Annotated in this window: 17 protein-coding genes; 9 read left to right on the top strand and 8 right to left on the bottom strand. The window is 61.2% G+C overall.

The window, feature by feature from the left end:
- The 9 genes from KHQ26_RS22440 to KHQ26_RS22400 form a co-directional block, all read left to right on the top strand.
- On the top strand, positions 1-780 hold a 780-nt coding region (locus KHQ26_RS22440), incomplete at its 5' end, for an FGGY-family carbohydrate kinase (protein WP_240320438.1).
- 70 nt (positions 781-850) lie between these two features.
- Complete coding sequence (dalT, locus tag KHQ26_RS22435) at positions 851-2,128, top strand: D-arabinitol transporter (RefSeq protein ID WP_004175125.1); 1,278 nt, start codon at positions 851-853, stop codon at positions 2,126-2,128.
- 48 nt (positions 2,129-2,176) lie between these two features.
- Positions 2,177-2,839 (top strand): HAD family hydrolase, encoded by a 663-nt coding sequence (locus tag KHQ26_RS22430; protein ID WP_004175126.1) that lies wholly within the window; start codon positions 2,177-2,179, stop codon positions 2,837-2,839.
- A 297-nt stretch (positions 2,840-3,136) separates the two neighbouring features.
- Positions 3,137-4,291: a mandelate racemase family protein gene (locus tag KHQ26_RS22425; protein WP_002912648.1), complete on the top strand. Its 1,155-nt coding sequence runs from the start codon at positions 3,137-3,139 to the stop codon at positions 4,289-4,291.
- Between the two features lie 119 nt (positions 4,292-4,410).
- Positions 4,411-6,033 (top strand): ABC transporter substrate-binding protein, encoded by a 1,623-nt coding sequence (locus KHQ26_RS22420; RefSeq protein WP_211777953.1) that lies wholly within the window; start codon positions 4,411-4,413, stop codon positions 6,031-6,033.
- A complete protein-coding gene (locus KHQ26_RS22415) occupies positions 6,030-7,067 on the top strand; it encodes an ABC transporter permease (RefSeq protein ID WP_004151133.1) in 1,038 nt (345 codons plus the stop codon). The genes KHQ26_RS22420 and KHQ26_RS22415 overlap by 4 nt, the downstream gene beginning before the upstream one ends.
- Complete coding sequence (locus KHQ26_RS22410) at positions 7,064-7,969, top strand: ABC transporter permease (RefSeq protein WP_004200464.1); 906 nt, start codon at positions 7,064-7,066, stop codon at positions 7,967-7,969. Before KHQ26_RS22415 ends, KHQ26_RS22410 begins: the two co-directional genes overlap by 4 nt.
- Entirely contained in the window at positions 7,941-8,804 is an 864-nt protein-coding gene (locus tag KHQ26_RS22405) for an ABC transporter ATP-binding protein (protein ID WP_004175147.1), read from the top strand. The genes KHQ26_RS22410 and KHQ26_RS22405 overlap by 29 nt, the downstream gene beginning before the upstream one ends.
- 10 nt (positions 8,805-8,814) lie before the next feature.
- Complete coding sequence (locus KHQ26_RS22400; RefSeq protein WP_004180550.1) at positions 8,815-9,588, top strand: ABC transporter ATP-binding protein; 774 nt, start codon at positions 8,815-8,817, stop codon at positions 9,586-9,588.
- Positions 9,589-9,828: 240 nt separating this feature from the next.
- On the opposite strand, the gene yegS is transcribed toward KHQ26_RS22400, so the two are convergent.
- The 8 genes from yegS to KHQ26_RS22360 form a co-directional block, all read right to left on the bottom strand.
- Positions 9,829-10,725: a lipid kinase YegS gene (yegS, locus tag KHQ26_RS22395; protein ID WP_074183021.1), complete on the bottom strand. Its 897-nt coding sequence runs from the start codon at positions 10,723-10,725 to the stop codon at positions 9,829-9,831.
- A gap of 242 nt (positions 10,726-10,967) precedes the next feature.
- Positions 10,968-12,329, bottom strand: coding sequence for a tRNA 5-hydroxyuridine modification protein YegQ (gene yegQ, locus KHQ26_RS22390; RefSeq protein WP_004144192.1), 1,362 nt, complete (start codon positions 12,327-12,329; stop codon positions 10,968-10,970).
- 318 nt (positions 12,330-12,647) lie between these two features.
- A complete protein-coding gene (gene baeR / locus KHQ26_RS22385; protein WP_004175198.1) occupies positions 12,648-13,370 on the bottom strand; it encodes a two-component system response regulator BaeR in 723 nt (240 codons plus the stop codon).
- Positions 13,367-14,845 carry a two-component system sensor histidine kinase BaeS gene (gene baeS, locus KHQ26_RS22380; RefSeq protein ID WP_020804258.1) on the bottom strand — a complete coding sequence of 493 codons (1,479 nt, stop codon included), beginning with the start codon at positions 14,843-14,845 and terminating at the stop codon, positions 13,367-13,369. Before baeS ends, baeR begins: the two co-directional genes overlap by 4 nt.
- Positions 14,842-16,257: an MFS transporter gene (locus KHQ26_RS22375; protein WP_004149057.1), complete on the bottom strand. Its 1,416-nt coding sequence runs from the start codon at positions 16,255-16,257 to the stop codon at positions 14,842-14,844. Before KHQ26_RS22375 ends, baeS begins: the two co-directional genes overlap by 4 nt.
- 1 nt (position 16,258) lies before the next feature.
- Complete coding sequence (gene mdtC, locus KHQ26_RS22370; protein ID WP_032410448.1) at positions 16,259-19,336, bottom strand: multidrug efflux RND transporter permease subunit MdtC; 3,078 nt, start codon at positions 19,334-19,336, stop codon at positions 16,259-16,261.
- On the bottom strand, positions 19,337-22,459 hold the full coding sequence (locus KHQ26_RS22365) for an MdtB/MuxB family multidrug efflux RND transporter permease subunit (protein ID WP_004149055.1): 3,123 nt from the start codon (positions 22,457-22,459) through the stop codon (positions 19,337-19,339).
- The gene (locus KHQ26_RS22360; protein WP_004175207.1) at positions 22,459-23,697 is read right to left on the bottom strand and encodes an MdtA/MuxA family multidrug efflux RND transporter periplasmic adaptor subunit; all 1,239 of its coding nucleotides are present in this window, start codon (positions 23,695-23,697) and stop codon (positions 22,459-22,461) included. Before KHQ26_RS22360 ends, KHQ26_RS22365 begins: the two co-directional genes overlap by 1 nt.
- Between the last annotated feature and the right edge of the window lie 49 nt (positions 23,698-23,746).

Raw genomic sequence — 23,746 nt, 5'->3', positions numbered from 1 at the left:
GTGGTGGCCGGGGGCGGGGGGGATAACGCGGTCAGCGCCATTGGCGTCGGCGCGGTCTCGCCGGGAGATGCGTTTATTTCGCTCGGCACCTCCGGGGTGCTGTTTGTGGTGACCGACGCCTATCGTCCGGCGCCGCAGTCGGCGGTACATGCGTTTTGTCACGTGCTGCCGAACCTGTGGCACCAGATGAGCGTCATGCTGAGCGCCGCCAGCTGTTTGCAGTGGTTCTGCCGCCTGACCGGCACCACGGAGGTGGCGCTGCTGGCGGAGATTGCCGAGCTAAGCGAGGAGGATAAAGCCAACGCGCCGTTCTTCCTGCCCTATCTCTCCGGGGAACGAACCCCGCATAACGATCCTGACGCCCGCGGCATCTTCTGGGGCATGACCCATGCCAGCCTGCGCGCGCAGCTCGGCTACGCGGTGCTGGAGGGGGTGAGCTTTGGGATCAACGACGGCCTGCAGGCATTGAAAGAGAGCGGGACGCCGATCGCGCAGTGCTCGCTGGTGGGCGGGGGCGCCCGCAGTCCGTTCTGGGCCCAGCTGCTGGCCGATATTCTCGCTATGCCGGTGGTGACCCACAAAGGCGGAGAGACCGGCGGCGCGCTGGGCGCGGCGCGGCTGGCCTGCCTGGCGGCGGGCAAACCCATTGCCGCGGTGTGTGAAAAACCGGAAGTCTGGCAGACCTGGCGTGCGGATCCCATTCGCCACCACACCCTGATGCAACGCTACGCGCAGTTTAAGGCCCTGTATTTAAACGATCTGCACTATCGACAGCACTGATTTTCATCATAACCGCCGCTTCGTTGCACGTCGCGGAGCGGCCACCCTGTACCCTGAAAACGAGGTCATTATGTCTATCAATAATAAACAGTGGCTCGGTTTACCCCTGAACCTGCTCTGGGGATACATCGCCATTGCCGTATTTATGACCGGCGACGGTTTTGAATTAGCCTTTCTGTCGCACTATATCAAAGCGCTCGGCTTCTCTCCGGCGGAGGCCTCCTTTGCCTTTACCCTCTACGGCCTGGCCGCCGCGCTGTCGGCGTGGATTTCCGGGGTGGTGGCGGAAATTATCACCCCGCTGAAAACGATGATGATTGGCTTCGTGCTGTGGTGCGTATTCCACGTGCTGTTCCTCGTTTTCGGCCTCGGTCACGCCAACTATGCGCTGATCCTGCTTTTCTACGGCATCCGCGGCTTCGCCTATCCGCTGTTCCTCTACTCGTTTATCGTGGCGATTGTCCATAACGTCAAAAGCGACAACGCCAGCTCGGCCATCGGCTGGTTCTGGGCGGTGTATTCCATCGGCATCGGGGTCTTCGGCAGCTATATTCCGAGCTTTACCATTCCGCACATTGGCGAAATGGGCACCCTGTGGCTGGCGCTGGCCTTCTGCCTTACCGGGGGCGTGATTGCCCTGGTTTCCCTGCGCCATATTCAAACGCCGCAGCATATGCAGAATCTCACCACCCGTGAGAAGTTTTCCGAGCTGGGACGCGCCGCGACGCTGCTCTATACCAACCGCAATATTCTGCTGTCGAGCATGGTGAGGATTATCAATACCCTCTCGCTGTTCGGCTTTGCGGTGATTATGCCGATGATGTTTGTCGATGAGCTGGGCTTCAGCACTTCAGAATGGCTCCAGGTATGGGCAGTCTTCTTCTTCACCACCATTTTCTCTAACGTGCTGTGGGGGATCCTCGGGGAAAAACTGGGCTGGATGAAGGTGGTGCGCTGGTTCGGCTGCATCGGGATGGCGCTCTCCAGCCTGGCGTTTTACTACATTCCTCAGCACTTTGGCCATAGCTTTGCGATGGCGCTGATCCCCGCCATCGCCCTCGGGATCTTTGTCGCCGCCTTCGTGCCGCTGGCGGCCGTGTTCCCGGCGCTGGAGCCGAAGCATAAAGGCGCGGCCATTTCGGTCTATAACCTGTCGGCGGGGATGTCGAACTTTCTCGCGCCGGCGATTGCCGTGGTGCTGCTGCCGTTCTTCAGCACCATCGGGGTGGTGATCGCCTATACCGGATTGTACGTGGTGGCCTTTTTCCTCTGCGCCTTTATCCGCGTGGAGCAGCCGGGGTTCTCCCACAAGGAAGCAACCGCCCGCGAGCAGGTTGAATTCTCATAGGTACTGCGGCTGGCATGCGCTTCATGCCAGCCTTAATGAGGTGAACGAATGAGTATGCAGGCGGTTATTTTTGACATGGATGGCGTGATTATTGATTCCGAGGCGCTGTGGCGTCAGGCGCAGATTGACGCCCTCGCGCAGTGGGGGGCAACGGCGAGCGTTGCTGAATGTGAAACCCTGACCAAGGGCAAGCGCCTCGACGACATTGCCGGCACCTGGTGCCGCTATTTTCAGCTTGATCTCGCTCCGCAGCGGCTTGAAGACGCCATCCTGCAGCGCATCACCCGCCTGATTGCCGCGAAAGGCGAACCGATGCGCGGGGTGCAGGAGGCGTTACGCTATTTTCGCGAAGCGGGTTATAAGATTGCGCTCGCCACGTCATCATCTCGTCAGGTTATTGCCGCTGTGCTGAACAAGCTTTCGCTCTGGCACTTTTTTGACGCGATCTCCAGCGCGGATGATGAACCACGCGGCAAACCGCACCCGGCGGTGTACCTGACGACGCTGCGGAAGCTCAATCTCAACGCCAGCCAGTGTCTGGTGATTGAGGATAGCTTTACCGGCTTTTGCGCGGCCCAGTCGGCGGGGATTGCCACGATAGTGATTGCAGAAGATAGCCAGCACGCGCGTTTTCAGGCCGCCGCTGGCCGCTATCAAACCTTACCTGAACTGCTGGAAGCGCTTAGCGCGGAGCCAGCGGCGGCGGTTTAAGTCAGCCATTTGTGGGCGCAGACATTCCCGGGATGTAGCTGGTCGGTTAATCTCTTCTCTGCGCTCACGCCCTTTTTTCTCCTGGTCGATCTGCCTCACATTTCGCTCATCTTTTGTGAAAACAGTCACGTCTTGCTGTGCCAATGCCCAAATTTATGGCCTTGCTTAGCGGTGTTTGTCCGAGGCACTACTACGAAGTTGTGCTTAGATTATATATTGAAACGTATTTTCAATAATGTGAAACCGCTTTGCCGATCTGCTTATGTCGATCGGATTTGGCCGTGATAAGGACCGAGCATGAAAATTGAATCTGTGAATGTCACCGTTTTCCAATATCCCACTCGTCGGGTTTCCGACAGCGCCGGGCACTCCCATCCGGGGGTTGAAAGCATGGCCAAAATGGCGATGCTGACCATCACCGCTGATGATGGGGCGCAGGGCTTTTCGTTTGCGCCTCCGGAAGTCGTGCGCCCGTTCGTGGTGAATACTTTTTTTCGCAAAGTGCTGGTGGGACAGGACCCGTTTAACCGTGAGCGTATCTGGCAGGATCTTAACCACTGGCAGCGCGGCAGCGCACATCAGCTAACGGAGCGCGCGCTGTCGTTTGTTGAACAAGCGCTGTGGGACCTGATCGGCCGCAGCCTTAAGATGCCGGTTTATAAGCTGCTCGGCGGCTATCGCGACACTGTCCCGGCTTACGGTAGCACCATGTGCGGCGACGATCTGCCGGGCGGCCTGTCGACCCCGGAAGAGTATGCCGCTTTTGCTGAGAAGCTGGTCGCCCGCGGCTACAAGGCCATCAAACTGCACACCTGGATGCCGCCAATCTCTTTTGCGCCCAATCCCAAAATGGATATTAAAGCCTGCGCGGCGGTGCGCGAAGCCGTAGGGCCGGATATTGACCTGATGATTGATGGCTATCACTGGTACAGCCGCGCCGAGGCGCTGTGGATCGGCAAAGAGCTGGAAAAACTCAATTTCGCCTGGTTTGAAGAGCCGATGGAGGAGGATTCGATGTCTTCCTATGCGTGGCTGGCGGAAAACCTGTCGATTCCCATCGTCGGGCCGGAGAGCTTCGGCGGCAAGCACCACATGCGCGCCGAATGGGTGAAAGCCGGGGCCTGCGACATTCTGCGCGCCGGCGCTAACGGCGTGGGGGGGATTACACCGACCATGAAGGTGGCGGCGCTGGCGGAATCTTTCGGCATGGATTGCGAAGTCCACGGCAACGGAGCGGCAAGCCTGGCGGTGGTGGGCGCGATCCGCAACTGCCGCTGGTACGAGCGCGGCCTGCTGCATCCGTTCCTCGACTACGATGAACCGGCGGCCTATCTCAACAGCATTGTCGACCCGATGGATGACCAGGGATTTGTGCATTTGTCACAACGTCCGGGTCTCGGTGAAGACATTAATTTTGCGTATATCGAAGCCAATACCGTTAGCCACGACTGATTTAAAAAAATAAATACCCGATGGCGCTGCGCTTATCGAGCCTGCGGCCCGGTAGACCGGATAAGCCGAAAATGCCGCCATCCGGCAACATGTACCCTACAGTACAGGCAAACAGAGATATGAAAAAAACCTCCTTACTGGGAGCGTGTATTCTCGCGCTCGCCATGTCGATGGGGAGCGGGGAGGCGGTGGCGAAAACGCCGCCCGACCAGCTGATCATCGGCATGAATATGAATAACCTGCTCACCCTTGACCCGGCGGCGATGACCGGTAACGAAGTGGTGGGGATCGTGGTCAACCTCTACGACTCGCTGGTGGAGCTTGACCCTGAGCAGCTCACCACCGTCAGGCCCGCGCTGGCGAAATCCTGGGATATCAGCCCCGACGGCAAAACCCTGACCTTTCATCTGCGCGATGACGTTAAGTTTCACTCCGGCAACCCGCTGACCGCCGCCGACGTCGTGTGGTCAATGCGGCGCATCCTGCACCTCAACCTGGCCCAGGCCTCAGTATGGAAATCCTATGGCTTCAGTAAGAAAAATATCGACAGCCAGGTCAGCGCGCCGGACCGCTTCACGGTGCAAATCGTATTACCCAAAGATAACGATCCGCAGCTGGTGATTTACTCGCTGGCGGCGCTGGGCAACCTCGGAGTGCTGGACAGTAAAACGGTGCAAAGCCATCAGCAGGATAACGACTGGGGTAACCGCTGGCTAACCACCCATGAAGCCGGTTCCGGGCCGTTTATCCTCGAAACCTGGCAGGCGAAAGATGTGCTGCGCATGAAGCGCAACCCTGACTACTGGCGCGGCGAGGCGAAAATGAGCCGCGTGGTACTGCGTCATTTCCAGGAGTCGCAAACTCTGCGCCTGATGATCGAAAAAGGCGACCTTGATATTGCCAACAATATGGCGGTTTCCGATATCAACGCCCTGCGCAGCGACCCGCAGCTGACCGTCGATGCGGTGCAGCGCGGCACCATGTACTACGTGGCGATGAGCATGAAAGAGGCGCACTTCGCCAATCCGAAAGTGCGCGAGGCGGTGCGCTATCTGATTGATTACCAGGGTATCAATAAAGCGCTGATGCCGGGCTACGGCGTGCTGCACCAGCGGCCTATCAAAGCGGGAATGCCGTCCACGCTACCCGATCCCGGCTACAGGCTGGATGTGGCGCGGGCGAAAAAGCTGCTGGCGGAAGCGGGATATCCCAACGGCTTTGATACCACGCTGCGGGTACTCTCCGATCAGCCATTTCTTAACATCGCTATCGCCGTGCAGTCGACGCTGATGCAGGCGGGGATTAACGCCAAAATCATCACCGGCACTGGTAACCAGATCTACGGCGCAATGCGCGAGCGTAAATTTGACCTGCTGGTAGGTCGCGGCGGCAGCGGGATGGAGCCGCATCCGCACTCCAGCCTGCGCGCGCTGGTCTATAACCCGGATAACAGCGATAAGGCGCGCCTGACCAACTTCCAGGGCTGGCGTACCGGTTTTTACGACCCGCAACTGAATACGATGATTGACCAGGCCCTGCTGGAACGCGATCCGCAAAAACAGGTGGCTGACTACCAGGCCATCCAGACACGCTACGACCAGCTGGTTCCGGCTTTAATTCCGCTTTCGCAGATGGTTGATTCGGTCGTCGTGCGCAACGAGGTACGGGAGTATCAGCCGCACCCCTCCGCCACCGCTTTTCTGCGTGACGTCTATAAAGTCCGCGAAGGAGAGAAAGGATGAGTACCGCAATCCTTGCGCCCGGCTCACGCGGCCGGCGCTTATCAAAACGGCTACTGCAGGTGGTGATTACACTGTTCGGCCTGCTGCTGCTGACCTTTACCATTGGCCGCGTCATGCCCATCGACCCGGTGCTGGCGATTGTCGGCCCGGATGCTGACCAGAGTACCTATCAGCAGGTTTACCAGCAGCTGGGGTTTGATAAATCGCTGACCACCCAGTTTGGCATCTATTTCGTCAACCTGTTGCACGGCGATCTGGGCAACGCGCTGCTGACCGGGAAACCGGTGGTGGACGATATTATCCGCGTCTTCCCGGCCACCATGGAGCTGGCAACGATGGCGATTATTGTCGGCGCGGGTCTTGGTATTCCGCTGGGCGTGTTGGCGGCGGCGCGGCGCAATAGCGTCTCCGATTATGTGGTACGCATTATCAGCCTGGCGGGCTACTCGACGCCGATCTTTTGGGTCGGGATGATGGGGCTGCTGGTGTTCTATGCCTGGCTTGGCTGGGTAGGCGGCGCCGGGAGGGTAGACCTCGGGCTGGATGGTGTGGTGCCGCGCCGCACCGGGCTGATCACCGTTGATGCGCTGCTGGCCGGCAACGGCCAGGTGTTCTGGAACGCCATTAATCATCTGATTCTTCCCGCCTCGCTGCTGGGTTTTCACTCGCTGGCTTATATCAGCCGTATGACCCGCAGCTTTATGCTGGCCCAGCTGTCGCAGGAGTTCATTATTACCGCCCGGGTGAAAGGGCTGACCGAGCGCCAGGTTATCTGGAACCATGCGTTTCGTAACATCCTCGTGCAACTGCTGACGGTGGTGGCGCTGGCCTACGGCGCGCTGCTGGAAGGCGCGGTGCTGATTGAAACCGTCTTCTCATGGCCGGGGTTTGGCTCCTACCTTACCGGAAGCTTGCTGCTGGGCGATATGAATGCGGTGATGGGCTGCGTGCTGCTGGTGGGGGTGATCTTCGTGATGCTCAACCTGCTCTCCGACATGCTGTATCAATTCTTTGACCCGAGGACAAAATCATGACCGTTTCTCTGGATTCGCCGCTTTCGGGTGGTGCGGGCGAAGGCCGTCAGCGGCTGCAACGCGCGGCGGCGCGGGCCGTCGGGTTTATCGGCAAAATGGCGCGCAATCCGCTCACGGCCATCGGCGGAGGAATTATCTTTATGCTGCTGGTGGTGGCGATTTTCGCGCCGCTGATTGCGCCTTATAACCCGCTGGTACAGGACCTGAATAGTGCGCTGGTCGCGCCGAATGCGCAGCACTGGTTCGGCACCGATGAGTTTGGCCGGGATATCTTTAGTCGCCTGGTGTACGGCTCCCGCATCACGCTCTATATCGTGCTGCTGGTCTCAGTGACCGTCGGTCCGCTCGGACTGCTGCTGGGCGTCAGCGCCGGCTATTTCGGCGGTAAAGTCGATATGGTGCTGATGCGCGTCACCGATATTTTCATCTCCTTCCCGAGTCTGGTCCTGGCGCTGGCGTTTGTCGCCGCTTTAGGACCGGGGCTGGAGCACGTGGTTATCGCCATCACGCTGACCGCCTGGCCGCCGATTGCCCGTCTGGCGCGCGCCGAAACGCTCTCTCTGCGCCAGGCCGATTTTATCTCCGCCGTGCGTCTGCAGGGCGCTTCATCGGCCCGCGTCCTCTGGCGCCATATCGTGCCGCTGTGTCTGCCCTCGGTCATTATCCGTATCACCATGAATATGGCCGGGATCATTCTGACCGCGGCCGGCCTAGGCTTTCTCGGCCTCGGCGCGCAGCCGCCAGAGCCGGAGTGGGGAGCGATGATCTCCAGCGGGCGCACTTATATGATGGAGTGCTGGTGGGTCGTAACCATTCCGGGGCTGGCGATTCTGATCAATAGCTTAGCGTTCAACTTCTTAGGAGATGGCCTACGTGACATCCTCGATCCCCGTAGTGAATAATGCTCCGCTGCTCGACGTGCGCGATTTGTGCGTCGACTTTGTTAACGGTAGCGCGGTGACCCACGCCGTGCGCGGCGTTTCCTTCCAGCTGGGGCATGAGAAGCTGGCCATTGTCGGCGAATCCGGTTCGGGTAAGTCCACCGTTGGGCGCGCGCTGCTGCAGCTGCATCCGAAAAAGGCCCGCGTCAGCGCCAGCCGGATGCAGTTTGCCGACCTCGATCTGCAGCATCTTAGCGAAGCGCAGATGCGCGGCGTACGCGGCAAACGTATCTCGATGATTATGCAGGATCCGAAATATTCGCTGAATCCGGTGGTCTGCGTGGGTAAGCAAATCGCCGAGGCCTGGCTTACTCATCATCCCGGGCGCAAAGATGAGGCGAAAGCCAGGGCGCTGGAGATGCTGGAGGTGGTGCGTATTCGCCAACCGGAGCGCGTTTATCAGCTTTATCCGCATGAAATATCCGGCGGACAGGGGCAGCGCATCATGATCGCCATGATGCTGATTACCGACCCGGAGCTGATCATTGCCGATGAGCCCACCTCCGCGCTGGACGTGTCGGTGCGCCTGCAGGTGCTGGGCCTGCTGGATGACCTGGTTCAGTCGCGCGGGCTGGGGCTGATTTTTATCAGCCACGATATCAACCTGGTGCGCAGCTTCTGCGACCGGGTGCTGGTGATGTACGCCGGACGGGTAGTGGAGTCCATCGCCGCTAAAGATCTCGATCACGCCCGTCACCCCTACACTCAGGGATTGATTAACTCGCTGCCGGATATGCAGCATCGTCGCCCGATACTGCCGGTGCTGCAGCGTCAGGCCAGCTGGTTAACGGATTAAGGAGCGGATAATGATTGAAGTTCAACATCTCAACCTCGCGTTTGGCGAGGGGGAGAAGCGTAACCAGGTGCTGTATGACGTCAGTTTCCACGTTAAGCCCGGCGAGATCTACGGTCTGGTAGGAGAGTCCGGTTCCGGTAAAACGACGGTGCTCAAGTGCCTGGCGGGGCTGTTTACCCACTGGCAGGGGGAACTGACCATCGATGCTCAGCCCTTAGGGCATGAAATTAGCCGCGAGCGCTGCCGTCAGGTGCAGATGGTATTTCAGGACCCCTACGGATCGCTGCATCCCCGTCACACCATTGGCGATATCCTCGAAGAGCCGCTGCAGATCCATCGTATCAACGACCGCGACCGGCGGATCAATGTGCTGCTGGATAAAGTTGGCCTCAACCGCGCCTTTCGCGAGCGCTATCCGCATCAGCTCTCCGGCGGGCAGCGGCAGCGCGTGGCGATAGCCAGAGCGCTGATTCTTGAGCCTCAGGTGCTGCTGCTGGATGAGCCGACGTCGGCGCTGGATGTGTCGGTGCAGGCTGAGATCCTTAACCTGCTGGCAGAATTGCAGCGGGAGGCTAAGCTCACTTACCTGATGGTCACCCACGATCTTGGGGTTATTGCCCACTTATGCCAGAAAGTGGCGGTGATGCAGTACGGGAAGATCCTCGAAACCCTGACGGTCGATGCGCTGGTCAGCGGCCAGGCGCAGACGGCCTATACGCAGATGCTGGTTAACGCCAGTCGGCAATATACGCGCGAAATGGCGCGCGAGGTGGCGGAATACTAAGCTTTATGGCGCATTGTCTCACGGCAGATGCGCCCATTTTAATAGGTAACTATTTGATGTTATAGGTTTTTTGTGGTTGTGGGTATCGTCTATTAATGTAAGCGCGTTGTTTGGATCGATATCCTGCCCAGGTTTTTCCTGCAGCCGCAGGTGCCGTTTTACCTTAACATTCAGAGGCTCAATCAACGAACCCGGCTGCTGTATACCAGCCGGGCACCGTCTTTGCTTTGCGAAGCCTGATCAGCGTAGCAGCGGGCAGTCGGGCGGCAGCCGGCAGCGCAGGGCCGCCGGTAACAGCTCCATGCGGAAGGTTTTGCCGCTGAGCGGCTCGCCGTCGAGGTTAAACGTCATCTCATGGGGCGCGGTTATTTCAAACCACGAGGAGACACCGTCAACAATATTCGGCGAGTTTTCCGGATTCGCCAGGGTGCTGAACAGGGCAGGGATCAGCTCTTCGCCGGTGAAAATGCGCAGATGCAGCAGACCATCGTTAATCAACGCCTCCGGGCACAGCTGCTGGCCGCCGCCGGCCTGGCGGCCGTTGCCGATGCCGATGACCAGCGCATCGCCCTGCCAGTGAAAGTTCTCCCCGCGGATCTCGCAGCGGTCCGGCTTCAGGGTATCCATGCGCATCAGACCGTGGATTAAATAAGAGACACCGCCGAGCGCGGCCTTGAGTTTTTCCGGCGTTTCGGTGGTGATACGGGTGCCGAACCCGCCGGTCGCCATATTAATAAAGCCGGTTTTATCATTCACCCGGGCGATATCTATCGGCACATCGCGGCCGACGATCGCCAGCTTGAGGGCGCTGGCCAGATCCTGCGGAATACCGACGCTGGTGGCAAAGTCGTTAGCCGTGCCCAGCGGTAAAATCCCCAGCGCCATCTTGCCGCCGCGCTCCACCAGCGCGGTCGCCACTTCATTAATGGTGCCATCGCCACCGCCGGCGATCACCGTTTCAACGTTCAGCTGCAGGGCTTCATCGATAAACCGAGCGGCATCGCCCTTTTCCCAGGTCACGCGGACGTGAATATCAATCCCTTCACCGCGTAACAGGTTAACCGCTTCGCGTAGCTGCGGTTCATTGGCACCTTTGCCGTTAAGGATCAGTAAGCTGGCAGGAAACGTAGACATCATCAAGGGAACCTTTATTGCTCAATGTTGCATAAAGTGTACCGCATGACGAAAGCGAAGACCGGAGGAGAGGCAAAAAAATAAGCCCGCGTAAGGGAGATTACGCAGGCTAAGGAGGTGGTTCCTGGTACAACTAGCATTTATGGGTTATGTTTTTCAGCGAAATGGATGATACCTGTTTCGATCGAAACGGTATGTGATCCGATTCTAATATCCTTACATCGTGAAAAAATAACGCAAATTAACTAGTTACCGTGCGGATTTCTGGTTGTTTGACCAGTAAAGTTGCGCATCAGCAAGGCATACTGCAGGGGCAGGTCGTCCGGCACAGGCAACCAGACGGTATAGCCATCGCCCGGGGCCACCGGCATGGTTTCGCCTTTGCCATTCTCCATATGCTCAAGGGTGAAATTGACGTTACCCTGCGGGGTCATCAGCTCAAGGCTGTCGCCGACGCTGAACTTATTTTTGACCGCCACGGCCGCCAGCGGGCCGTTACGCTCTCCGGTGAATTCGCCGACAAACTGCTGGCGCTCGGAGACGGAGTAGCCGTACTCGTAGTTCTGATAATCGTCATGGGTATGGCGGCGCAGGAAGCCTTCGGTGTACCCGCGGTGGGCCAGCCCCTCCAGGGTCTCCAGCAGGCTGGTATCGAACGGTTTGCCGGCGGCGGCATCGTCGATCGCCTTGCGGTAAACCTGAGCGGTGCGCGCGCAGTAGTAGAAGGATTTGGTGCGGCCTTCGATCTTCAGCGAGTGAACGCCCATCTGGGTCAGACGCTCAACGTGGGCGATAGCCCGCAGATCTTTCGAGTTCATGATGTAGGTGCCGTGTTCGTCCTCAAAGGCGGTCATGTATTCGCCCGGACGTTTGGCTTCCTCAATCATAAAGACTTTATCGGTCGGCGCGCCGATGCCGAGGGTAGGCTCCACGGTCTGCACCGGGATCGGCTCATATTTGTGGACGATGTTGCCGACGTCGTCCTCTTTGCCTTCCGCCACGTTGTATTCCCAGCGGCAGGCGTTGGTGCAGGTCCCCTGGTTCGGGTCGCGCTTGTTGATATACCCGGAGAGCAGGCAGCGGCCGGAGTAGGCCATACACAGCGCGCCGTGGACGAAAATCTCAATCTCCATCTCCGGCACCTGGCGGCGAATCTCTTCGATTTCATCCAGCGACAGTTCACGCGACAGGATCACGCGGGTCAGCCCCATCTGCTGCCAGAATTTGACCGTCGCCCAGTTGACGGCGTTGGCCTGCACTGAAAGATGGATCGGCATCTCCGGGAAGTGTTCCCGCACCAGCATGATTAAACCCGGATCGGACATGATCAGCGCGTCCGGACCCATCTCCACCACCGGCTTCAGATCGCGAATAAACGTTTTCAGCTTGGCGTTATGCGGGGCGATGTTGACCACCACATAGAATTTTTTACCCAGCGCGTGGGCTTCATTGATGCCGAGCTGCAGATTTTCGTGATTGAATTCGTTGTTACGCACGCGCAGCGAGTAGCGCGGCTGGCCGGCATAAACGGCATCGGCGCCATAGGCGAAAGCGTAACGCATATTCTTCAGCGTTCCCGCCGGGGAGAGGAGTTCTGGTTTAAACATGGTGTTCTCGTTCTGATGACAGGTCAGATTCGCTGCACCTGGTGCGGCGAGTTGGGGAGTGTCCCCACATTAAGGGCGGGCATTGTAGCGCCGCGGCGAAGGGGAGTAAATATCAGATAGGTATCTTTCAGTATGGCTAATTTGTTTGCCATTTTGAACCTGGGCAGTGCTCACACTGACAGCGTTAATAACGCCTGGTGGGATAGGCTCTAGGGAGTTCCCCGGGTTGCGGCGTAAACGCCTTACCCGGGCTACGGATTGCAGATGGCGGTGAACGTGTAGCCCGGCGAAGCGCAGCGCGAGCCGGGAAAAGGCTAACTACGCCAGCCGGCAGGCGTCCGCTTCCCAGCGGTAGCCAACGCCATACACCGCGCGGATAAACGACTGCTCGGCGTCCAGCGCCTCCAGCTTGCGCCGCAGGTTCTTGATGTGGCTGTCGATGGTGCGATCGGTGACTACCCGATAATCGTCATACAGATGGTTGAGTAGCTGTTCGCGGGAGAACACTTTGCCCGGCTCCTGGGAGAGGGTTTTCAGCAGCCGGAACTCGGCGGGAGTGAGGTCCAGCAGCTTGTCGCGCCAGGAGGCCTGAAAACGACCTTCGTCGACAATCAGCGGGCTCTGGGCGTCCAGAGCCTGCAGATCGCGCTGCGGCTTGCAGCGGCGGAGGATGGTTTTTACCCGGGCGACCACTTCCCGCGGGCTGTAGGGCTTGCAGATATAGTCGTCGGCGCCTATTTCCAGCCCCAGCAAACGGTCGATCTCTTCGATTTTCGCCGTCACCATCACCACCGGAACATCGGAGAAGCGGCGAATTTCCCGGCACAGCGTCAGACCGTCGGTACCGGGCAGCATCAGATCCAGCAGGATCAGGTGCGGCGGCGTCTGGCGGACGTAGGGCAGGACCTTGTCGCCGTGGTTAATCAAGGCAGGCGCATAGCCGGCGGCCTGCAGATAATCAATCAGCAGCTGGCCGAGCTTCGGTTCATCTTCCACGATAAGGATGCGTGGGGTGTTTTCATCTACAGGCAATTCAGTCATACGTCTCTCGGTAAATCATGTTCCAGAGGTAACTCAACTTTAATGCTAACCCCGCCAAAAGGCGAATGGTCGGCACGCAGGGTGCCGCCGTGGGCCGCTACGATATTGAGGCAAATCGCCAGCCCGAGGCCGGAGCCGCCGCTGGCGCGGTTGCGCGATCCTTCCGCCCGGTAAAAGCGTTCGCACAGGCGGGCCAGCTGCTCATCGCTGACGCCGGGGGCGCTGTCGGCGAAGTCAATCACCAGCATCCGGCCGCTGCGGCGGGCGGAGATGTGCAGGCTGCCGCCGCTGTCGGTATAGCGCAGGCTGTTCTCCAGCAGATTGTTGAAGAGCTGCATCAGGCGGTCGCGGTCGCCGAAGATCATCGCCTGCTCCGGGAACGACACCTGAATGCTTAGCTGCCGGCTGGCGAAGCGCTCGCGAAAAGCGCCCGCCGCCACTTCCAGCAGGGTGATAATATCCAGCGAGGTTTTCTGGTAGGCCAGCGCCCCCTCGTCGGACATCGACAGCTGATGGAGGTCGTCCACCAGCTTGGTGAGAGTAGCCACCTCGGCCTGCAGAGAAGGAATCGACTCGGGGGTAAAGCGCCGGACCCCGTCCTGAATCGCCTCCAGCTCGCCGCGCAGCACCGCCAGCGGGGTGCGCAGCTCATGGGAGATATCGGCCATCAGATCGCGACGCATCTGCTGGTTGCGCTCCAGGGTGCTGGCGAGCTGGTTAAAATCCTGCGCCAGGCGGCCGAGCTCATCGCCGCCGGTCACCGTCACGCGGGTGGAAAAGTCGCCTGCCGCCAGCTTATGGGTGCCTTCCACCAGCCGCTTCACCGGCGCCAGCAGACCGCGGGCCAACGGGAAAGTGGCCAGCGCGGCAAGCAGGGTGGCAAGGGCGACGATCAGCCAGCTGGTGCGCTTTTGCTGCCGGTCGAAGTTAATGTCGGTATTGCGCGTCAGCCGCTCTACCGGCGAGGCGATCACTTTGCCCACCTCCGCGCCGTTGACCACGATGCTGCGCTGGGTGCCGTCCTCCGGGACGCGCTCACGCGGCCCCACCAGCACGCGCCCCGACTGATCCACCACCCAGAACATGGTGCGCCAGCCGTGGGGCGGCATTTCCGGCCTCGGACGCGGGCCGTCAGGGGGGCCATCCGGCGGCGGCCCGTCCGGGGCGGCGTCCGGCTTCATGGCGTGCCCCGGCGGCGAGCGGTCGTCGTTATCCCGTTCGAAGGTGCGCAGTAGCTGGAAGATAAAGCGGTCATTATTGCGCAGAAACGCCCAGCTGCCATGCTGGGCATACTGCTCGCTCAGCGCGTCGCTGAGCATGGTTAAGCGTTGCTCATTGCCGCGCTTGATATAGTCGATAAACCCGCGTTCAAAACTAATGCGCACCGCCCAGTGCATGCTGATCAGCAGCACGATGCAGGTGGCGAATATAGCGAGGAACAGCTTGCCGGTAATACCCGGGCGCCAAAATTTCACGATCCACTCCTGTTGCGTCGACGGAGGACGGTATTGCTGCCGACGTCATCCGGTACCCTGGAAAAGATGAGCGCCGGGAGGGCGATGATCGCCGCCATGCTCAGATAGGTGTAGAGAAAGACCTGATGGGTGCTGGCGGCGTCGAGGCTCATATGCTGCTGGCCATACAGCCCCAGCAGCAGCCCGGCGATGGTCACGCCGATACTCATCGACAGCTGCATCACCATCGACAGCAGGCTGTTGCCGCTGCTGGCCAGATCGTCCGGGAGATCTTTCAGCGTCAGGGTATTCATTGAGGAGAAGCGGCTGGCGTTGATCATCCCCTGCAGAAACAGGACCAGCGGCAGCACGTAATACCACCCGGCCAGGGCGCTAAACATAAACAGCAGGCTGACCGCCGCCAGGCCCAGGGTGCTGGCGACCAGCACCCGACGGTAGCCAAAGCGGTTGACCACTTGGACCACGATCCGCTTCATGCCCATGCTGCCGAGCACCATCGGGATCATCATCAGCCCGGCGTGAAAGGGGGAGAAGCCGAGGCCGATCTGCAGAAACACCGGGGTCATAAACGGCAGCATGCCGCTACCGATGCGTCCCGCGAAGCTGCCGCCGAGGCCGAGGGAGAAGGTGCGGTTGCGAAACAGGTTAAGGCTAAACAACGCCCGGGCGTTGCCGCGGGCGTGCCACAGGTAGAGCAGCAGGGCGCAGAGGCCGACGGCCACCAGCCCCGCCAGCCAGGCAGGGGAAATGCCGAGCCCTTTCTGGCCGTCGAGCGCCAGGGTCAGGGTCGCCATCCCGGCGGCCAGCAGCAGAAAGCCGGAGAGATCGAAGCGCCGGGTCTGCATGGTGTAGTTGGGCATCAGACAGAGGGTGGCGATCGCGCCGACGATCCCCACCGGGATATTGATGAGGAAGATCCAGTGCCAGGAGGCGTACTCCACCAGCACCCCGCCCAGCGCCGGGCCGAGCAGCGGACCGACCTGGCCCGGCAGGGTGACGAAGGTCATCGCCGCCATATACTGATCGCGCGGGACGATCTTCATCACCGTCAGGCGGCCGACCGGCACCATCATCGCGCCGCCGACCCCCTGCAGCACCCGCGCCATCACCAGCTGGTCGAGGGTGCTGGCCTGGGCGCAAAACAGCGATCCGGCGGTAAACAGCACGATGGCGGTGAAGAAGATATTGCGCACCCCGACCCGGTCGGCCAGCCAGCCGCTGGCCGGCAGCATCACCGCCACCGTTAACACATAGGAGACGATAATCATATGCATATGCAGCGGACTCTCCCCGAGGCTTTTGGCCATCGAGGGGAGGGCGGTGTTAACGATGGTGGTGTCCAGCGACTGCATAAAGAAGCCGAACGCCACTATCCATAGCTGCCAGCGCACGCTGGCCGGGAGGTCTGTCATGTTATTCGCTTACCGGTTGAGAGGAGTGACGCGAAAAACGCAGCCGCAGACGGTCAAAGAAAAGATAGACCACCGGCGTGGTGTAGAGCGTTAACAGCTGGCTCATCACCAGACCGCCGACGATGGTGATCCCCAGCGGCTGGCGCAGCTCAGAGCCATCGCCCCCGGAGAGCACCAGCGGCAGGGCGCCGAACAGCGCGGCGAGGGTGGTCATCATAATCGGCCGGAAACGCAGCAGGCAGGCCTGGAAAATCGCCTCTTCCGGCGTCAGGTTGCCGTTGCGCTGCGCCTCCAGGGCAAAATCAACCATCATGATGGCGTTTTTCTTAACGATGCCAATTAATAACATAATCCCAATCAGGGCGATTAGGCTGAACGGGGCATCGAAGATCTCCAGCGCCAGCAGAGCGCCCACCCCGGCGGAGGGCAGCGTCGAGAGGATGGTCAACGGATGCACATAGCTCTCATATAGCACCCCCAGCACGATATAGACCGTGGCGATAGCCGCGAGGATCAGGATCACTTGCGCGTTCATGGTCTGCTGGAACACCTGAGCGGTACCGGCAAAGGAGCCGCGCACGCTCGACGGCACCCCGAGCTGGGTCATCGCGCGGTCAATGGCCTCGCTGGCTTCCGACAGCGAGCGGCCGGTGGGCAGGTTAAAGGAGATAGTGGATGCCGCCGACAGCCCCTGGTGGTTCACCGACAGCGGGGCATTGGCCGGCTGCCATTTGGCGAAGTAGGCCAGCGGGATCGGCTTGCCGTCGCTGTTAATGACGAACATCTTATCCAGGGCGCTGACGTCCTGGGTGTAGGCCGGATCCACCTCCATCACCACCTTATACTGGTTGAGCGGCTGGTAGATGGTAGAGATCTGCCGCTGGCCAAAGGCGTTGTTCAGCAGGTTGTTGGCGTCCTGGACGCTGATGCCGAGGCGCGACATGGTATCCCGGTCATAGACCAGGTCCATTTCGGCGCCATTGTCCTGCTGATCTGAGTTGACGTCCGCCAGCTCCGGCAGCGCCGCCAGCGCTTTGCGGATCTTCGGCTCCCACTCGCGCAGCGCCGACAGGTCGTCGGACAGCAGGGTGTACTGATAGCTGGCGTTCGACTGCCGGCCGCCGACGCGGATATCCTGCACCGCCATCAGAAACAGGTTGGCCCCGGGCTCGTTGGCCAGCTTTTTGCGCAGCCGGTCGATCACCTGCTGCGCCGTCTCGTGGCGCTGGTCGCGCGGCTTGAGGGTGATAAACATCATCCCGCTGTTGACCCGCGAGCCGCCGGTAAAGCCGGTGACGTTATCCACCGCCGGATCTTCGCGAATGATCTTCATAAAGTCCTGCAGCTTGCCGCGCATCGCCTGGAAGGAGATGCTCTGGTCGGCCTGAATGCCGCCCATCAGCACCCCGGTGTCCTGCTCCGGGAAGAAGGTTTTCGGGATCGAAATGTAGAGCCAGACGCTGAGGGCGATGGTGCCCAGCACCACCAGGCCGGTCAGCCGGCTGTGCTTCAGCACCCATTTTAACGATTTACCATAGCCGCCCTGCACGGCCACCAGCAGGCGGCCAAAGCCGCGGTTGCGCGTCGGCTGGTGGAGCTTGCCGCTTTTCAGCAGCCAGCCGCACATCATCGGCGTCAGGGTGAGGGAGACCGCTAGCGAGATGCCGATCGCCACCGACAGGGTGACGGCGAACTCGCGCAGCAGGCGGCCGGGCAGGCCGCCCATCAGCAGCAGCGGCAGGAACACCGCCACCAGCGACAGGCTCATCGACAGCACGGTAAAGCCCACCTCGCGGCTCCCCTGCAGCGCCGCCTGCAGCGGTTTCATCCCCGCCTCAAGATGGCGGGAGATATTCTCCAGCACCACGATAGCGTCATCCACCACGAAGCCGGTGGCGATGGTCAGGGCCATCAGCGACAGGTTATTGAGGCTGAAGCCGCACAAATACATCGCGGCGAAGGTGCCGATTAAGGAAACCGGGACGGCGACGGCCGGGATCAGCGTGGCGCGTCCCGAGCGCAGGAACAGGAACACCACGAGGATCACCAGCGCCACCGAAATCACCAGCGTCTGCTCCACCTCCTCCAGCGAGGCGCGGATGGTCGGCGAGCGGTCCTGGGCGATCTGCAGGTCGATAGCCGCCGGAATGGTCTGCTGCAGCTCCGGCAGGCGGGCGCGGATGCTGTCCACCGTCTGGATAATATTGGCTTCCGGCAGTTTGCGGATCATCAGCAGGATCGCCGGTTTGGCGTTGGTCATCCCGGCGTTGCGTACGTCCTGCACCGAATCCGAGACGGTGGCGACATCTCCCAGCCGCACCGCGGCGCCATTTTGATAGTGGACGATCAGCGGCTGATAGTCGGCGGCGGTCTTCAGCTCATCGTTGGTCTGCACCTGCCAGCGGTGCGCACTGTCCTCCAGCGCCCCCTGCGGTTTGCGCACGTTGGCGTCGCTGATGGCGGTGCGCACCGCGTCCAGCGACACGCCCTGGTTAAACAGCGCCTGCGGGTTGAGGTCGACGCGCACCGCCGGCAGGGAGCTGCCGCCGACGTCGACATCGCCCACGCCGTCGATCTGCGCGATGGTCTGCGCCAGCTGGGTGGAGGCGAAATCATACAGCTCACCCTGGGAGTAGGTGTCCGAGGTCAGCGTCAGGATCATGATCGGCGCATCCGACGGATTGGCTTTGCGATAGGTCGGCCGGCTGGGCATTCCGCTCGGCAGCAGGCTTTGCGCGGCGTTGATCGCCGCCTGAACGTCGCGCGCCGCGCCGTTGATATCGCGGTCGAAGTTAAACTCGAGAATGATGCGGGTGCTGCCGAGCGAGCTGGAGGAGGTCATCTCATTGACCCCGGCAATCCGCCCCAGGGAGCGCTCCAGCGGGGTGGCCACCGACGAGGCCATGGTCTCCGGCGAGGCTCCCGGCAGCGAGGCGCTAACCATGATCACCGGGAAGTCCACCTGCGGCAGCGGGGCTACCGGCAGTAGCCGGAAGCCGAGAATGCCGCACAGGGTGATGGCCAGCGAGATGAGGATCGTCGCCACTGGGCGGTAAATGAAGAGGGCGAAAAACTTCACTTACGCCTCCTCTTCCTGACGCGGGAAGCGGCGCTTCAGGTGCAGCGACAGGCGGTCGAACAGCAGATAGATCACCGGGGTGGTGAACAGGGTCAGCACCTGGCTGAGCATCAGACCGCCGACCATGCCGATCCCCAGCGGACGCCGCAGCTCGGCGCCGACGCCGGTGCTCAGCATCAGCGGCAGGGCGCCGAGCAGGGCGGCGAGGGTAGTCATCAGGATCGGCCGAAAACGCAGCAGACAGGCCTGGTAGATCGCCTCCCGCGGCGGCATGCCCTGCTCGCGCTCAGCGGCCAGCGCGAAGTCGATCATCATGATGGCGTTCTTCTTCACGATGCCGATCAGCAGAATGATGCCGATGATGGCGATCACGTCCAGCTCGCTGCCCGCCAGCCACAGCGCCAGCAGCGCCCCGACCCCGGCGGTGGGCAGGGTGGAGAGAATCGTGATCGGGTGGATAAAGCTCTCGTACAGCACCCCCAGCACGATATACATCGCCACCACCGCGGCGACCACCAGCCAGACGGTGCTGCCGAGCGCCGACTGGAAGGCCAGCGAGCTGCCCTGGAACTGGGTGCGAATATCGGTCGGGAAATCCAGCGACTGTTCGGCGGCGAGGATCGCCTCCACCGCTTCGCCCAGCGAGTAGTTGTCCGGGACGTTAAACGAGATGGTGGTCACCGGGAACTGATCGAGGTGGTTCACCGACAGCGGGGTAAAGCGCTGCTCCACCGTGGCGATGGCGGTCAACGGCACGATGCCGCCGTCGCTGCTGGTGAGACGGATATTCTCCAGCGCCGCGAGGCCCGGCGTCGCCTCGGTATCCTGCTCGAGCACCACGCGATACTGATTCGCCTGAGTGTAAATAGTGGAGATCAGCCGCTGGCCGAAGGCGTTGTACAGCGCGTTATCGACATCGGCCATTGAGATGCCGAGGCGGCTGGCGCTGTCGCGATCCACCTTGATATAGGCGGCCAGGCCTTTGTCCTGCCAGTCGCTGCTGACGTCGGCCAGCTGCGGCTGGGCCTGCAGACGGCTGAGCAGCGGCGGTACCCAGGTGCTCAGCGCCTCGAGGGAGTTTGCCTGCAGGGTGAACTGGTACTGGGTGCGGCTCACCGTAGTGTCGATGGTGAGATCCTGGGTCGGCTGCAGGTAGAGCGCCACGCCCGGGACGCCGTCCACCGCCTGCTGCAGGCGGCTAATCACCGTCTGGACGCGGTCATCGCGTTCATCCAGCGGCTTGAGGTTGATCTGCAGACGGGCGCTGTTCAGCGCCGGGTTGGTGCCGTCGACGCCGACGAAGGAGGTCAGACTCTCCACCGCCGGATCCTTAAGGATAATGCTGGCCACCTGCCGCTGGCGCTCGGCCATGCTGGCGAAGGAGACCGACTGCGGCGCCTGGAGGGTACCCTGGATAATGCCGTTATCCTGGATCGGGAAAAAGCCTTTCGGGATAAAGACCCACAGGATAATCGACAGCGCCAGGGTGCTCAGGGCGACGCCGAGCGTCAGCCACGGATGGTTCAGCACCCGGCTCAGCCAGCGGCCATAGACGGCGATCACCCGTTCGAAGAAACGCTCGCTGGCCCGCGAGAATCGGTTCTGCTTGCGCAGCGATTCGTGGCTTAACATGCGGGCGCACATCATCGGCGTCAGGGTCAGGGAGACCACCGCCGAGATAAGAATAGCGACGGCAAGGGTGACGGCGAATTCGCGGAACAGGCGGCCGACGATATCGCCCATAAACAGCAGCGGGATCAGCACCGCGATCAGCGAGAAGGTGAGGGAGATGATGGTGAAGCCGATCTCCCCCGCGCCCTTCAGCGCGGCGGCCAGCGGCTTCTCGCCTTTTTCGATATAGCGCGAGATGTTCTCGATCACCACGATGGCATCATCCACCACGAAGCCGGTGGCGATGGTCAGGGCCATCAGCGTCAGGTTGTTGATCGAGAAGTCGAGGAACACCATCACCGCGAAAGTGCCCACCAGCGACAGCGGCACCGCGACGCCGGGAATAATGGTCGCCGGCACGTTGCGCAGGAACAGATAGATGATCATCACCACCAGGGCGATGGCCAGCATCAGCTCAAACTGGGTGTCGCGCACCGAGGCGCGGATGTTAGTGGTCCGGTCGGAGAGGACCTGCACCTTCACCGATTTCGGCAGGCTCTCGGTGAGCTGCGGCAGCATCTGGCGAATGCTGTCGGCGGTGTCGATGATGTTGGCCCCCGGCTGGCGCTGGACGTTCATCACGATGGCCCGCTGCTGGTTGGCCCACGCCCCGAGCCAGCTGTTTTCGGCCCCTTGTTCGACGCTGGCGACATCGCCGAGCCGGATCGGTGCCCCGTTCTGATAAGCGATAATCAGCCGGCGATAATCCTCAGCGGACTGCATCTGATCGTTAGCGGAAAGCGTCACCGCGCGGGCCGGACCGTCGAGGCTGCCTTTCGCGGAGTTAACGTTGGCGCTGGTGATAGCGGTGCGCACGGTTTCGCTGGTCAGGCCGAGGGCGGCGATGGCCTGGGCGTTAAGCTTCACCCGCACCGCCGGGCGCTGGCCGCCGGCGAGGGTCACCAGACCGACGCCGGAAACCTGGGAGATCTTCTGCGCCACCCGGGTCTCCACCATGTCCTCAACCTGGGTCATCGGGATGGCGGAGGAGGTGACGGCGAGGGTCATGATCGGCGGATCCGCCGGGTTCACCTTGCTGTAGACCGGCGGGTTGGGCAGATCGCTCGGCAGCAGGTTGGTGGCGGCGTTAATGGCCGCCTGCACTTCCTGCTCGGCGACGTCCAGCGGCAGGGTCAGCTGGAACTGCAGCGTGACTACCGAGGCGCCGCCGGAGCTTTGCGACGACATCTGCTTGAGGCCGGACATCTGGCCGAACTGGCGCTCCAGCGGGGCGGTGATGGCGGAGGTCACCACGTCCGGGCTGGCGCCCGGATAGAGGGTGACTACCTGAATGGTCGGGTAATCGACCTCCGGCAGGGCGGAGACCGGCAGAAAGCGGTAGCCGATGATCCCGGCCAGCAGGATCGCCACCATCAGCAGAGTGGTGGCCACCGGACGCATAATAAACAGCCGGGACGGGCCGCCGGTGCGGCCTGGGGGTAACACCTGCATCAGGAACGCGCTCCGTGTTTACCGCTCTGGCGCGGGGCGGGCTGCGCCTGCTCGCCGCTGCTGGCGGTGACAACTTCTACCTTCGCTCCCTCGGTCAGGCGGTCAATCCCGTCGGTGACCACGCGATCTCCGGCGGAAAGCCCGGCGCTGATGACTACTTTCTGGCTGTCCTGGATGCCGGGCGTCACGCTGTGTTTGCTGACCTTATTCTCATCGTTCAGCACCCATACGAAATGCCCTTCGTTGCCCATCTGCAGCGCGGCGGCAGGGATCACCACCGCGTTCTGCTGGGTGTCCACCAGCAGGCGGGCGTTAACGAACTGATTGGGGAACAGCGCGTCGTCCAGATTGCTAAAGCGCGCCTTCAGCTTGATGGTCCCGGTGGTCGCATCGATCTGGTTGTCGAGGCTCAGCAGCTCGCCGACGCTGATTTTCTGCTTATTGGTGCGATCCCAGGCTTCGACGCTGAGCGCTTTGCCCGCTTTCTGCGCCTGCACCACCGTGGCGATGCTGCTTTCCGGCAGGGTAAAGACCACGTCGATCGGGTGCGTCTGGGTAAGGACCACGATCCCGGTGGTATCCCCGCTGGAGATCTGGTTGCCGATATCGACCTGCTTTAAGCCGACGCGGCCGTCAATTGGCGCGGTAATGCGGGTCCAGTCGAGCTGCAGCTGGGCGCTGGCGACGGCCGCTTCATCAGCTTTCACCGTGCCGGCGGATTCCACCACCAGCGACTGCTGAGTGTCGAGCTCCTGGCGGGAGACGAGGTTGGTCTTCACCAGCTGCTGGTAACGAGCGAGATCGCGGCGGGCGTTGGCGAGGGTGGCCTGATCTTTCGCCAGCTGACCCTGCGCCTGGGCGAGGGCGACTTTAAACTGGCTGGGGTCGATCTGCGCCAGCAGGTCGCCGGCTTTGACCTGCTGACCCTCCTGGAAGTGAAGGCTCAGCAGCTGGCCGTCGACCCGGCTGCGGACGGTGACGGTGTTGGCCGCCGTCACCGTACCCAGCCCGGTGAGATAGCGCGGGACCGCTTCTTCGGTGGCGGTGGCCGCCTGCACCGGCGCCAGCGCGGCGCCAAAGCGGCCATGGCGTGCGCCGCCCGGCCCCTGCGGGCCCTGCCCGGCGGCGGGAGCCCCGCTGCCGCTCGTCCCGCGATCGTGCCAGAACCAGTAGGCGGCCCCGGCGATAATCACTACCGCCAGCGCGGCGCCCCAACGACGTATGTTACTGCCTTTCATTAGTTTACGGTCTCATCCTGAAGCGTTTCGCTGAATGATACTAGTTTAG

It is taken from the genome of Klebsiella sp. 10, assembly GCF_018223925.1.
GTDB classification, from domain to species: Bacteria; Pseudomonadota; Gammaproteobacteria; order Enterobacterales; family Enterobacteriaceae; genus Klebsiella; species Klebsiella pneumoniae.
This window is presented reverse-complemented; position numbering and strand designations above follow the sequence as displayed.